Genomic DNA, 13384 nt, shown 5'->3' with positions numbered 1-13384 from the left:
ATGGCAGAACAGCAGATCAAAAACCTGAACATTAACTTTGGTCCGCAGCACCCGGCAGCCCACGGTGTGCTTCGCCTGGTTCTGGAGCTTGATGGTGAGATTGTAGACCGTGCAGACCCTCACATCGGCCTTCTGCACCGGGGTACCGAAAAGCTGATCGAACACAAGACCTACGTACAGGCCTTGCCCTATTTTGACCGTCTGGATTATTGCTCCCCGATCAATATGGAGCATTCCTACGTCTTGGCCGTCGAGAAGCTTCTGGGCATCGAGGTGCCGGAGCGTGCGAAGCTTATCCGCACGCTTTTTGCCGAATTGGTGCGTATTGCCAACCATCTGCTCAACGTGCCTTCCTATGCCATGGACGTTGGCGCAATGACACCAATGCTTTGGGCCTTTGAGGAACGGGAAAAGCTTTTTGAGTATTGTGAAGCTGTTTGTGGCGCACGCATGCACATGGCCTATTTCCGGCCGGGCGGCGTTTCACAGGATATGCCGGCGGATCTTCCCGGTCGTATCCGGCAGTGGGCACATGAGTTTCCTGCGTACGTTCGTGATATGGAAACGATGATTACCAACAACCGCATCTTCAAACAAAGAACGGTTGATATTGCGGTGGTCACGCCTGAGCAAGCCTTGGACTGGGCCTTTACCGGCCCTAACTTGCGTGCATCGGGGATTGCCTGGGATCTGCGTAAGGCGCAGCCCTATGACTCCTACGAAGACATGGACTTCGATATTCCGATTGGCCAGACAGGCGATTGCTATGATCGTTATCTGGTTCGCGTTGAAGAAATGCACCAGTCCCTGCGCATTGTACACCAGTGCCTGGACCGGCTGGAAAAAGTGCGGGGTCCGGTCAAAACGGATGACAGGAAAGCGACACCCCCACGTCGTGGTGAGATGAAAGCATCGATGGAAGCCTTGATCCATCACTTCAAGCTGTTCACCGAGGGCTTTCGTGTTCCGGAGGGTGAGACCTATGCTGCAACCGAAGCCCCGAAGGGTGAGTTTGGGGTCTACCTTGTGTCCGATGGCACAAACCGCCCTTATAAATGCAAGATCCGTTCCCCCGGATATGTGCATCTTCAGGCGATGGACATGATGTCAAAAGGCCACATGCTGGCTGACATTCCTGCCATTATTGGTTCCATTGACGTTGTTTTCGGCGAGATTGACCGATGAGTTCGCACTATCCAGATCCCAACGTACCCCAGCCGGATACGTTTGCCTTCACGCCGGACATGCTGGCCAAGGCCAAGGTGTTTATTTCCAAATATCCAGCTGGACGTCAGCGTAGTGCTGTTATGCCTCTTCTGGATCTGGCACAACGGCAAAATGGGTGGCTTTCACGTGCAGCCATGGACTACATCGCCGGTATGTTGGAGCTACCGCCCATCAAAGTGTATGAGGTTGCGACCTTTTACACCATGTATCGGTTACGCCCGGTCGGTAAACACCATGTTCAGCTTTGCACAAACATTTCGTGTTGGCTGCGCGGTTCCGATGATGTGAAGCGCGCCGCAGAAGAGGTATTTGGTATTGCGTTTGGTCAGTCCTGTGCCGAAGCAACCCTGGAAGAGGTTGAGTGCGCCGGTGCATGTGTCAATGCGCCGGTTGCCCAGATTGGTGATGACTACTTCGAGGATCTGACCTACGAAAATGCCAAATCCCTGTTTCAGTCACTGAAAGATGGAAAGCCGGTCAAGGTTGGTTCACAGACTGGTCGTCGAACCTCCTGCCCCGAAGGTGGGCCGACCACACTGAAGGGAGGTGCCTGACATGTTGAAAGACAGTGATCGTATCTTCACCAACCTTTACGGGTTCAAGGATCCGTTCCTTGCCGGTGCCCGTGCCCGTGGTGATTGGGACAATACCAAGGCTATTCTTGAGAAAGGTCGCGACTGGATCATCGAGCAGATGAAGCAATCCGGTCTGCGTGGTCGTGGTGGTGCCGGTTTCCCCACTGGAGTCAAGTGGTCGTTCATGCCAAAAGAAGTTGGTGAACGGCCGCACTACTTGGTTGTCAATGCCGACGAAGGTGAACCGGGAACTTGCAAGGATCGTGACATTATGCGTCATGATCCTCACAAGCTTGTTGAAGGATGTTTGATCGCGTCTTTTGCAATGCGGGCCCACGCTGCCTATATCTACATCCGTGGGGAGTTTTATCGCGAGGCCGAGGCTCTCCAGAAGGCTATAGACGAAGCCTATGCCGCCGGGCTTATCGGCAAGAATGCCTGTGGCTCCGGGTGGGATTTTGACCTGTATATCCACCGTGGAATGGGTGCGTACGTCTGTGGTGAAGAAACGGCCCTTATAAACTCCCTTGAGGGGAAAAAGGGTCAGCCACGCCTGAAGCCTCCGTTTCCGGCTGGCGTTGGCGTGTTCGGATGTCCGACGACGGTCAACAATGTGGAATCTATTGCGGTTGCGCCGACTATCCTGCGCCGTGGCGGGGAATGGTTCGCGGGGTTGGGTCGTCCAAACAATACGGGGACCAAGCTGTTCTGTATTTCCGGCCACGTCAACAAGCCGTGTAACGTCGAAGAGGAAATGGGCATCCCGCTCAAGGAGCTGATAGAGAAGCACTGTGGCGGTGTTCGCGGCGGTTGGGATAACCTGCTGGCTGTGATTCCCGGGGGCTCCTCGGTTCCGGTTTTGCCGAAGCATATCTGTGATGACGTGTTGATGGATTTTGACAGCCTGCGTGCCGTTCAGTCGGGGCTTGGTACTGCTGCTGTTATTGTGATGGACAAGTCTACAGACGTCATTCGCGCTATTACCCGCCTTGCAAAGTTCTATATGCATGAGAGCTGCGGGCAGTGTACGCCATGCCGCGAGGGATCCGGGTGGATGTGGCGTGTCATGGAGCGTATTGCCAAGGGTAATGCCGATGTTGGGGAAATTGACATGCTGTTTGATGTTTCGAAGCAGATTGAGGGGCACACCATTTGTGCCCTTGGAGATGCGGCAGCATGGCCAATCCAGGGGTTGATCCGTCATTTCCGGCCGGAGATCGAGGCTCGCCTCGGTCGTCGGGCCGTCGCTGCTGAATAGGGAGTGCAGAGGGTTATGCCCAAGCTGACGATTGACGGCATCGAAGTTGAAGTACCAGCCGGTACAACAATTTTGCAGGCAGCGGAGCAAATCGGAATCGAGATTCCCCGTTTTTGCTACCACGAGCGCCTGTCCATTGCCGGAAACTGCCGTATGTGCCTGGTTGAAGTGCAGCCAGGCCCACCAAAGCCCGCAGCATCCTGTGCAATGCCTGTTGCTGATGGCATGGTGGTGAAGACCAACAGCCCGATGGCCGTGAAGGCCCGCAAGGGTGTGATGGAGTTTCTGCTGATCAACCATCCGCTGGATTGCCCGATCTGTGACCAGGGTGGGGAATGTGATCTGCAAGATCAAGCTGTTGCCTTTGGCTATGATCGTTCTCGTTATCGGGAAGGCAAGCGGGCGGTCAAGGACAAGTATATGGGGCCCTTGGTGGCCACAGAGATGACCCGCTGCATACAGTGCACCCGGTGTGTACGCTTTGCGCAGGAAGTTGCCGGTGTTCCTGACCTTGGTGGGGTTAATCGCGGGGAACACATGGAGATTGGCACCTATGTGGAAAAAGCCATCGGTTCCGAGCTGTCCGGCAATTTGGTTGATCTGTGCCCGGTTGGTGCACTGACCTCCAAGCCGTATGCATTCAATGCCCGTCCCTGGGAACTCAAGAAAACTGAAAGCATCGACGTGTTTGATGCGGTCGGTGCCAATATTCGTATTGATGCGCGTGGCAATGAGGTATTGCGGGTTCTGCCTCGCCTGAATGAATCGGTTAATGAAGAGTGGCTTGGTGACAAAAGCCGTCATGCCATTGATGGTTTGCGCCGCCAGCGTCTTGATACACCCTACGTTCGCAGGGACGGAAAACTGGTCCCCGCAACGTGGCAGGAGGCATTCTCTGCCATAGCCGCCAAGATCCGGGGTATGAGCGGTAACCGCATGGCCGCCATTGCGGGTGATATGGCCGATGCCGAGGCCATGATCATGCTCAAGGACCTGATGTCGGCTCTGGGAAGCCGTAGCTTGGAGTGCCGCCAGGACGGTGCTGCCCTTGATCCCGATAATCGCTTGTCGTGGCAGTTTAACTCCGGGATTGCGGGTATTGATGAAGCAGACGCCATCCTTTTGGTTGGAACCAATCCGCGGTGGGAAGCCCCCGTCCTTAACGCTCGCATTCGCAAGCGTTATCTGACTGGGCAGGTGAAGGTCGTTGCTGTTGGCCCGCAGATTGACCTGACCTATCGCTGTCAGCATCTGGGGACTGGGCCAGAGAGCCTGCAAGCCCTTCTTGATGGGCGCCATGATTTTCTGGGTGTTCTCAAGTCGGCCAAGAAGCCAATGCTGATCCTTGGGATGGGGGCACTGACCCGTAAAGACAGTAAAGCTGTACTTTCCTTGGTTTCAAAGCTGGTCGAAAGCACAGGCATGGTTCGTGCGGACTGGAATGGCTTCAATGTTCTGCACACTGCGGCTGCACGCGTTGGTGGATTGGAGCTAGGTTTTGTTCCCGGACCGAACGGGCGTGACCTGGAAGGCATCTTGTCTGGTGCCGAGAAGGGAGAGATCGAGTTTGTGTATCTCTTGGGCGCAGATGAACTGCCAATGACACGTCTTGGCAAAGCTTTTGTCGTTTACCAAGGCAGCCATGGTGATTCTGGCGCCATGCGTGCCGACGTCATTTTGCCCGGAGCCGCCTATACGGAAAAAAGTGCGACCTACCTGAATACAGAGGGTGTTGTGCAACGTACGGCCCGGGCTGTTTTCCCTCCCGGTCAGGCGCGAGAAGACTGGACTGTTATCAGAGCGTTGTCTGAAGTCATCGGGCGTAAGCTTCCACAAGATACGCTTGCGCAGGTTCGCGACCGGATGGCAGCTGTCAGTCCCGTATTTGACGATGATGCGGCTCCCCCATCTGTAACGTGGAGTTCTTTGGGCCAAAGTGGAGCGGTTGAGGCTGCTCCCTTTGCAAGCCCGATCAAGAATTATTACATGACAGATCCTGTCAGCCGTGCGTCGGCCACAATGGCTGAATGTACGGAGGTGTACGTAAACGGCAACCAACAGCGGAAGACCGGGACCCATGGATGAACTCTGGCAAGGATACGTCTGGCCTGGCGTTATAATTGTCGCCCAGTGCTTGGCTATTATTGTGCCGCTGCTGCTTGCCGTGGCCTATTTGACCCTGCTTGAACGCAAGGTTATCGGGGCGATGCAGATGCGTCGTGGTCCAAACGTGGTTGGTCCTTTTGGCTTGCTGCAACCGATAGCCGATGGCGTAAAGCTTTTCCTGAAGGAAACCGTCATTCCAACCGGTGCCAGCCGTGCTGTCTTTATTATGGCACCGATGGTCACATTCTTTCTGGCTGTTGTGGCTTGGGCGGTTATTCCCGTCAATGACGGGTGGGTTCTCGCCAATCTCAATGTCGGGATTTTGTATCTTTTCGCAATTTCCTCGCTGGGTGTGTACGGCATTATTATGGCGGGTTGGGCGTCCAATTCTCGCTATGCCTTTCTTGGGGCGATGCGCTCGGCAGCGCAGATGGTGTCCTATGAAGTGGCAATGGGCCTGATCATGATTTCTGTTCTTCTGACGGTTGGTTCACTCAACCTGACAGATATTGTCATGGCACAGAAGAACAGCGTCTGGTTCATTGTCCTGCATCTGCCTATGGCCGTTGTTTTCTTCATATCGACACTCGCTGAAACAAACCGCCATCCTTTTGATTTGCCCGAAGCCGAGGCAGAGCTTGTATCCGGTTATAACGTCGAATACTCGGCCATGACGTTTGCCCTGTTTTTCCTGGGCGAGTATGCCAACATGATCCTGATGAGCGGGATGACGGTCACTCTGTTTCTGGGAGGATGGTTGCCGCCGGCTAATCTACCGATCTTTACCTGGATACCTAGGCCAATCTGGTTCTTTATCAAGGTGGTGTTGCTTCTTTATGTATTTATCTGGGCTCGTGCGGCGTTTCCGCGGTATCGCTATGACCAGCTTATGCGTCTGGGGTGGAAGGTCTTTCTTCCCTTCTCGCTGATCTGGCTGGTTCTGACAGCTGCGGTGCTGAAAATGACCGGCTGGTCGCCGCTGGCCTGAGTAGGAGAGGGACAATGGCTTTTATTGACCGTACTGTCCGGTCTTTCCTGCTGACGGAGATTCTGCAGGGTATGGGACTGACCTTGAAGTATTTCTTCAAGCCCAAGGTCACCATTAATTATCCGATGGAAAAGGGGCCGCTAAGCCCGCGTTTCCGTGGCGAGCATGCTTTGCGCCGTTACCCAAACGGCGAGGAGCGCTGTATTGCCTGTAAACTGTGTGAGGCTATCTGCCCGGCCCAAGCCATTACGATTGAAGCTGAGCCGCGGGACGATGGAAGCCGTCGTACCACGCGTTATGACATTGATATGACAAAGTGTATCTACTGTGGGTTTTGCCAGGAGGCGTGTCCGGTTGATGCCATTGTCGAGGGGCCGAACTTCGAGTTTGCCACGGAAACACGCGAAGAGCTGCTCTACAACAAGGACAAGCTGCTTGCCAATGGTGACCGCTGGGAAAAAGAACTGGCAAAGCGGATTGAACTTGATGCCCCGTATCGCTGATTCAGAAGACCCGCTCTATGTGGGATATCTTCTCAAGGTTTGGAAAATGCACTGTCTGATTTATGTACCCGGCGTATTCGGGAAGGGGGACCGATGATCCTGCAGGGCTTGGCATTTTATCTTTTTACTGTAGTGGCTATTTTCAGCGCCGCCATGGTAATCACGGCCCGTAGTCCGGTTCATTCCGTGCTTTGGTTGATACTGACGTTTTTCAATGCTGCGGGTTTGTTCATCCTCCTCGGTGCCGAGTTTCTGGCGATGTTGCTGGTTGTTGTCTACGTCGGTGCGGTTGCGGTGCTGTTCCTGTTTGTCGTGATGATGCTGGATCTCAATACCCTGCGTCTGCGCGAGGGAATGGCCGAATACATGCCGGTCGGGGTTGCAATTGGTGCCATTCTTTTGGCGGAGATTGTGGCAGTAACGGGTGGCTGGGCCTTGTCGCCTGATGTTCAGTCGGTGCGCGAAGCTCCTATTCCTCCGCTCTCGGAGGTTCATAACACAGCGGCTTTGGGTAACCTGATCTATACGGATTACATCTATCTGTTCCAAGCCGCAGGTCTTGTGCTTCTTGTGGCCATGATTGGCTCCATCATGTTGACGCATCGCGTGCGTCCGGGCGTGAGAAAACAGCACATTACCCGCCAGCTTGATCGTGGGCGTACGGTAGAGCTGAAAAAAGTTCCGACCAGGGGAGGGATCTGATGCTACAGATTGGTCTGTCGCATTATCTGACAGTCGGCGCGATACTCTTCGTGCTGGGTGTGGTCGGGATTTTCCTGAACCGCAAGAATGTCGTGATTATCATGATGTCGATCGAGCTGATGCTTTTGGCCGTCAATGTCAACATGGTGGCTTTTTCCTCCTTTCTGGGGGATCTGGTCGGTCAGGTGTTTACCTTGTTCATTTTGACAGTTGCTGCTGCTGAAGCCGCTATTGGTCTTGCAATCCTGGTTGTGTTCTTCCGTAACCGGGGTTCAATCGCTGTTGAAGACATCAACCAGATGAAGGGCTGAGAAAGCAGATGTACGTCGCAGCCATATTTCTGCCTCTGCTGGCAGCCGTAATCGCCGGGTTCTTCCGTCACTGGTTGAAAGATACCGGTGCCCAGGTGGTCACCACATCCGCTGTTCTTTTATCAGCAGCGCTGTCAGTTGCTATTTTCTTTGAAGCTGCCATGGGGCAAAAGCCGGTTACGGTTGAACTCCTGAAATGGATTTCATCGGGCGACTTTCAGGTGTCATGGGCTCTGCGTTTCGATACCCTGACGGCGGTTATGCTGATTGTCGTCAATGGTGTTTCGTCGATGGTGCATGTCTACTCATGCGGATATATGCACCATGATAAATCAGTTCCCCGGTTTATGGCTTATCTGTCGCTGTTTACCTTCATGATGTTGATGCTGGTCACGGCTGATAATCTTGTTCAGCTGTTTTTCGGCTGGGAAGGCGTTGGTTTGGCGTCCTATCTTTTGATCGGTTTCTGGTACGAGAAACAGTCGGCCTGCGCCGCCGCCATGAAGGCCTTCATCGTCAACCGTGTTGGCGACTTTGGTTTTGCCCTTGGTATTTTTGGCGTCTACTTCCTGTTTGGATCAGTGGAGTTCAACGCGATTTTTGCTGCTGCACCAGATCATGCCCACAGTATGGTTCGTTTCTTTGGAACGGAATGGCACGCCCTGACCATCATTGGCTTCCTGTTGTTTATTGGTGCCATGGGCAAATCGGCCCAGTTGGGTCTGCATACATGGCTCCCTGATGCCATGGAAGGTCCAACACCAGTTTCGGCCCTGATCCATGCGGCAACGATGGTGACGGCGGGTGTCTTTATGGTCAGCCGTATGTCACCCCTGTTCGAACTGGCTCCTGATGCCTTGGCTATCATTGCTGTCGTTGGTGCAACAACCGCATTCTTTGCGGCGACTGTCGGGTGTGTTCAGAACGATATCAAACGGGTTATTGCCTATTCGACGTGTTCCCAGCTGGGATATATGTTCTTCGCGATTGGTGTTTCCGCTTATCAGGCTGCTATTTTTCACCTGATGACACACGCTTTCTTCAAGGCGCTTCTGTTCTTGGGGGCTGGGTCCGTTATCCATGCCATGTCTGACGAGCAGGACATCCGCAAGATGGGGGGAATCTGGAAGCATATCCCCGTCACGTACGCGATGATGTGGATTGGCTCTCTCGCCTTGGCCGGGATACCGTTCTTTGCCGGCTTCTATTCCAAGGACATGATCCTGGAAACGGCTTTTGCGGCTCACAGTGCCGTTGGTACCTACGCCTTCTGGATGGGGATTGCTGCTGCAGGAATGACCGCTTTCTATTCCTGGCGCTTGCTCATCCTAACGTTCCACGGAAAGCCGCGTGCTGATGACTATGTCATGAGCCATGTTCATGAAAGCCCGGCGATCATGGTGATCCCCCTTCTGGTTCTTTCTGTCGGGGCCGTGTTCTCTGGCTGGATTGGCTATGATCTTTTTGTCGGGGATGCACGTTCCAGCTTCTGGGGGAGTGCCATTCTGGTTTTGGAGGGGCATGATACTGTCGGTGCAGCTCACCACGTTCCTTCTTGGGTCAAGCTGATGCCCCTGTATATGAGTGGCGGTGGTATCGTGTTGGCCTACATCCTTTACATGTTTGCTCCCAAGGTACCCGGTGTCATCGCCAAAGCCCTGCGCCCACTGTACCTTTTCCTTCTGAACAAATGGTACTTTGACGAGCTGTTTGACCGCATCTTTGTGCGTCCGGCCTTTGTTCTGGGCCGTGGGTTCTGGAAAGGTGGTGACGGAGCCTTGATCGACGGTGTTGGTCCTGATGGGCTTGCTGCTGCAACACGCAGTATAGCGGCCCGGTTTTCACGGATGCAGTCCGGTTATTTGTATCATTACGCCTTTGCCATGATTCTTGGCGTAGCGGTGTTTGTAACCTGGTATATCATCAGACATGCAGGATAAGCGCCAATGACCGACCTTCCTCTTCTGTCAATCGTCACGTTTCTTCCGCTGGTCGGCGCTGCGTTTGTCTTGTTCGTGCGCGGCAGCGAAAAAGCCGTTGCGCGTAACGCACGTAATGTAGCCCTGCTGACCTCTGTTGCAACCTTTCTGATCTCCCTTGGCTTGTGGGAGGGATTCAACCCGGCCACAGCAGAATTCCAGTTTGTCGAGAAGGTGGAATGGCTGCCCGTATGGGGCATAAGCTACCACATGGGGCTGGATGGTATTTCTCTGTTCTTTGTCTTGCTGTCGACGTTCCTGACCCCTCTTTGCATCCTGTCGGCTTGGGAAGCTGTCGAGAAGCGGGTCAGAGAGTACATGTTGGCCTTCTTGGTTCTGGAAACCCTGATGGTTGGCATGTTCTGTGCCCTTGATTATGTCCTGTTCTACATCTTCTTCGAAGCTGTCCTGATCCCCATGTACATCATGATCGGTGTTTGGGGCGGTCCGCGTCGGGTTTATGCTGCTTTCAAGTTTTTCTTGTACACCTTGGCTGGTTCTGTCCTGATGCTGGTGGCGATTGTCGCCATGCTTTTGGTTGCCGGAACAACCGATATCCCTACCCTTATGGAAACGCATTTTTCGCGGGATATGCAGCTCTGGCTGTGGCTTGCAATGTTTGCCTCCTTTGCGGTCAAGGTGCCGATGTGGCCATTCCACACATGGCTTCCTGATGCGCACGTTGAGGCCCCGACTGCAGGTTCGGTAATTCTTGCCGGTGTCTTGCTGAAGATGGGTGGGTACGGCTTCCTGCGTTTTTCTATCCCGATGCTGCCAGAAGCAACGCAGTATTTCGCACCATTGATGTTCACGCTGTCAGTTGCAGCCATTATTTACACATCATTGGTGGCCTTGGTGCAGGAGGATATGAAGAAGCTGATTGCCTATTCTTCTGTAGCGCATATGGGTTTTGTGACCGTTGGTACCTTTGCGCTGAATCAGCAGGCAATTGAGGGGGCGATCATCCAGATGCTTTCGCATGGGGTTGTCTCCGGTGCTCTCTTTCTGTGTGTTGGCGTTGTTTATGACCGTCTCCATACGCGTGAGATGGCCCGTTATGGTGGCGTGTCTGATGTCATGCCCAAGTATGCGCTGGTTTTCATGTTCTTTACCATGGCGTCTGTCGGCCTGCCGGGTACATCCGGTTTTGTCGGGGAGTTCATGATTCTTCTGGGTGTTTTCCAAACCAGCAGCTGGGTTGGGCTATTTACTGCGACAGGATTGATCCTGGGTGCCACATATGCCTTGCTTCTGTATCGCAGGATTTGCTTTGGAAAGCTCGACAAGGATGACGTGAAGGCCATGTTGGACATGAACCCGCGTGAAGTGGCGATTTTTGTTCCCTTGATCCTTGTTGTGCTGTGGATGGGCATTTATCCATCTTCATTCCTGGAGCCCATGCACGCTTCTGTAATCCACCTTGTTGAAAATTATCATGCTGCCTTGGCAGATGCCGGTTCGGGCACTGCTGTGGCATTTCGCTGAGGCCGGCGACTGGAGAGGTAACTGACACCATGACTGTGATCGCAAACCTTGGGGTCGCCGCCCCTGAACTGATCCTGGCTTGTTCCGGCCTTGCCCTTCTGATGATTGGTGTGTTCCGCCGCGGGGATGCGACAGCGGCAGTGGGCTGGATAGCTGTTCTGGCTCTTTTGGTCACTATGGCGGTTGTATTTGCTGGTGAACCCAGAGTAATGAGTACCTTTAATGGCATGTTTGTCTCTGATGGTTTTTCACGCTACGCAAAGCTTGTGACACTGTTTGCTGCCGCCTTGACGCTAATCCTGACGTTGTCATGGATGGCACGTGAGCAAATGGAGAGATTTGAGGTTCCTGTTGTCATGCTGTTTGCCACGCTTGGCATGCTGATGATGATCTCGGCTAATAATCTGATGTCCCTGTACTTGGGGCTGGAGCTGATGAGCCTTGCATCCTATGTTCTTGCTGCGTTGCGGCGGGATACAGTCAAGTCAACCGAGGCCGGGCTGAAGTACTTTGTGCTGGGCTCTGTGGCTTCGGGCATGTTGCTGTACGGGATGTCGATGGTTTATGGCTTCTCCGGAACAACGTCTTTTGATGTCTTGGCAAAGGTCTTGGGAGAGCATGCTCCGACCGGGGCGATTGTTGGCTTGGTTTTCATGCTGTGTGGCATGGCATTCAAGGTCTCTGCCGTTCCTTTCCATATGTGGACACCCGATGTGTACGAGGGGGCACCAACCCCGGTAACAGCTTTTTTTGCAGCGGCACCCAAAGTTGCCGCAATTGCCTTGTTTATCCGCCTTTTGGTCGGGCCGTTTGCTGACTTGGCTGGTGCTTGGCAGCAAGTGTTGTGGCTTGTGTCTGCCGGTTCGATGATTGTTGGCGCATTTGGTGCTGTAGCCCAGACCAATATAAAAAGGCTGATGGCTTATTCTTCGATTGGCCATATGGGTTATGTGCTGGTGGGTTTGGTAACAGGGACCGAAGTTGGTGTCAGTGCGGCTCTGCTGTATATGGCTCTGTATGTCTTTATGAGTGTTGGCAGTTTTGCGGTTATTCTCTCCATGCGTTCCGGTGGGCAGGCGCTGGAAAAAATAAGCGATCTGTCGGGGCTGCACAAAGCATCACCGGGCTTGGCCGCAGCCTTGGCGATCTTTTTATTCTCTATGGCAGGCATTCCGTTTTTTGCCGGCTTTGTTGCCAAGCTGGGGCTCTTTATCGCAGCCTTGGACGGAGGTCAGTTGGCTTTGGCCATCATTCTGGCGCTGTCCAGTGTCGTTGCGGCCTTCTACTACATACGGGTTATCAAGGTGATGTACTTTGATGAGCCATCGGAGACGTTTGATCCGGTGCCATCATCAAATACGCTGATTCTTTCCGGAACTGCTTTTGTCACGACCTTCTTCCTGGCTTGGCCCGCCCCATTGATTGCCCAGGCTGATCTGGCTGCCAAAGCACTGTTCCCGGGATAATCTGCTGTTGATTTCCATGCCGAATATGATCCGGACACACAGGGACGAGGCGCTACCTAAAGGGTGGCGCCTTGTGTTCCTGCGTGAAACGGATAGTACAAACGAGGAAATAAAGCGCCGACGTAACAGTGATCCAGGAGAGGGGTTTGTCATCGTTGCCGGTTCCCAGACTGCTGGGCGTGGCCGACGTGGCCGTTCATGGGAAAGCCCGGAAGGAAATCTGTTTCTGTCCATCCGCTTACGGCAGTCTGCGCAAGGGGTGGCTGATAGCGCATCATTATCCTTTATTGCAGCATTGGCTCTTTTGGACGCTTTTTCCAGTATGGCCCCAGCACTGGATGTTGCCCTGAAATGGCCAAATGATGTGCTTGTTTCCGGGGCGAAGGTGTCGGGTATCCTTCTGGAAACAGATACGCCATGGATTATTGTGGGGGTTGGGGTGAACGTGTTGCATCGACCGCAGGTTACTCCCACAAACTACCCTGTCACGAGTCTTGCCGAACAAGGCATCTCTTTTTCTGCTCTTGATGTTGCTTCTTTTTTCTGCCATGCCCTGTACGGCAGACTTCGGCAATGGAGAGAGGAAGGGTTTGTTCCCATCCGCCAGGCATGGAAATCCAAGGCATGTGGCTTGGGCGGTAGTATGGTAGCAAATCTTCCGGATGGCTCATCAGTTTGCGGTATTTTTTCTGATCTCGATGCAGACGGTGCCCTTGTGCTGCATAATGAGGCAGGACAGCATCGTATTTTGGCTGCTGATGTCTTCTTCGGTTGATATCTGGCG

The 13384-nt window shown here is 53.5% G+C and carries 12 protein-coding genes; all 12 read left to right on the top strand.

The window, feature by feature from the left end; genetic code table 11:
• The 12 genes from HEQ61_RS01820 (at position 1) to HEQ61_RS01765 (ending at position 13375) form a co-directional block, all read left to right on the top strand.
• Entirely contained in the window at positions 1 to 1185 is a 1185-nt protein-coding gene (locus tag HEQ61_RS01820; RefSeq protein WP_066135696.1) for an NADH-quinone oxidoreductase subunit D, read from the top strand.
• Complete coding sequence (gene nuoE / locus HEQ61_RS01815) at positions 1182 to 1781, top strand: NADH-quinone oxidoreductase subunit NuoE (RefSeq protein WP_168018937.1); 600 nt, start codon at positions 1182 to 1184, stop codon at positions 1779 to 1781. The genes HEQ61_RS01820 and nuoE overlap by 4 nt, the downstream gene beginning before the upstream one ends.
• A 1-nt stretch (position 1782) precedes the next feature.
• Positions 1783 to 3060, top strand: a complete 1278-nt coding sequence (gene nuoF / locus HEQ61_RS01810) for an NADH-quinone oxidoreductase subunit NuoF (RefSeq protein ID WP_168018936.1) — start codon at positions 1783 to 1785, stop codon at positions 3058 to 3060.
• A gap of 15 nt (positions 3061 to 3075) precedes the next feature.
• Positions 3076 to 5145: an NADH-quinone oxidoreductase subunit NuoG gene (gene nuoG, locus HEQ61_RS01805; protein ID WP_168018935.1), complete on the top strand. Its 2070-nt coding sequence runs from the start codon at positions 3076 to 3078 to the stop codon at positions 5143 to 5145.
• The gene (nuoH, locus tag HEQ61_RS01800) at positions 5138 to 6154 is read left to right on the top strand and encodes an NADH-quinone oxidoreductase subunit NuoH (protein ID WP_168018934.1); all 1017 of its coding nucleotides are present in this window, start codon (positions 5138 to 5140) and stop codon (positions 6152 to 6154) included. The genes nuoG and nuoH overlap by 8 nt, the downstream gene beginning before the upstream one ends.
• A gap of 14 nt (positions 6155 to 6168) precedes the next feature.
• Entirely contained in the window at positions 6169 to 6657 is a 489-nt protein-coding gene (gene nuoI, locus HEQ61_RS01795) for an NADH-quinone oxidoreductase subunit NuoI (RefSeq protein ID WP_066135681.1), read from the top strand.
• Positions 6658 to 6750: 93 nt separating this feature from the next.
• Positions 6751 to 7359: an NADH-quinone oxidoreductase subunit J gene (locus HEQ61_RS01790; protein ID WP_168018933.1), complete on the top strand. Its 609-nt coding sequence runs from the start codon at positions 6751 to 6753 to the stop codon at positions 7357 to 7359.
• On the top strand, positions 7359 to 7670 hold the full coding sequence (gene nuoK, locus HEQ61_RS01785) for an NADH-quinone oxidoreductase subunit NuoK (RefSeq protein WP_066135676.1): 312 nt from the start codon (positions 7359 to 7361) through the stop codon (positions 7668 to 7670). Before HEQ61_RS01790 ends, nuoK begins: the two co-directional genes overlap by 1 nt.
• Positions 7671 to 7678: 8 nt before the next feature.
• On the top strand, positions 7679 to 9610 hold the full coding sequence (nuoL, locus tag HEQ61_RS01780; protein ID WP_168018932.1) for an NADH-quinone oxidoreductase subunit L: 1932 nt from the start codon (positions 7679 to 7681) through the stop codon (positions 9608 to 9610).
• Positions 9611 to 9616: 6 nt separating this feature from the next.
• Positions 9617 to 11134, top strand: a complete 1518-nt coding sequence (locus HEQ61_RS01775) for an NADH-quinone oxidoreductase subunit M (RefSeq protein ID WP_168018931.1) — start codon at positions 9617 to 9619, stop codon at positions 11132 to 11134.
• Positions 11135 to 11163: 29 nt separating this feature from the next.
• On the top strand, positions 11164 to 12600 hold the full coding sequence (nuoN, locus tag HEQ61_RS01770; protein WP_168018930.1) for an NADH-quinone oxidoreductase subunit NuoN: 1437 nt from the start codon (positions 11164 to 11166) through the stop codon (positions 12598 to 12600).
• A 16-nt stretch (positions 12601 to 12616) separates the two neighbouring features.
• A complete protein-coding gene (locus tag HEQ61_RS01765; protein ID WP_245183076.1) occupies positions 12617 to 13375 on the top strand; it encodes a biotin--[acetyl-CoA-carboxylase] ligase in 759 nt (252 codons plus the stop codon).
• Positions 13376 to 13384: the final 9 nt, after the last annotated feature.

Source organism: Haematospirillum sp. H4485 (genome assembly GCF_012102745.1).
GTDB lineage: Bacteria > Pseudomonadota > Alphaproteobacteria > Rhodospirillales > Rhodospirillaceae > Haematospirillum.
Note: the sequence above shows the minus strand (reverse complement) of the source record. Positions and strands in the feature narration are given on the sequence as shown.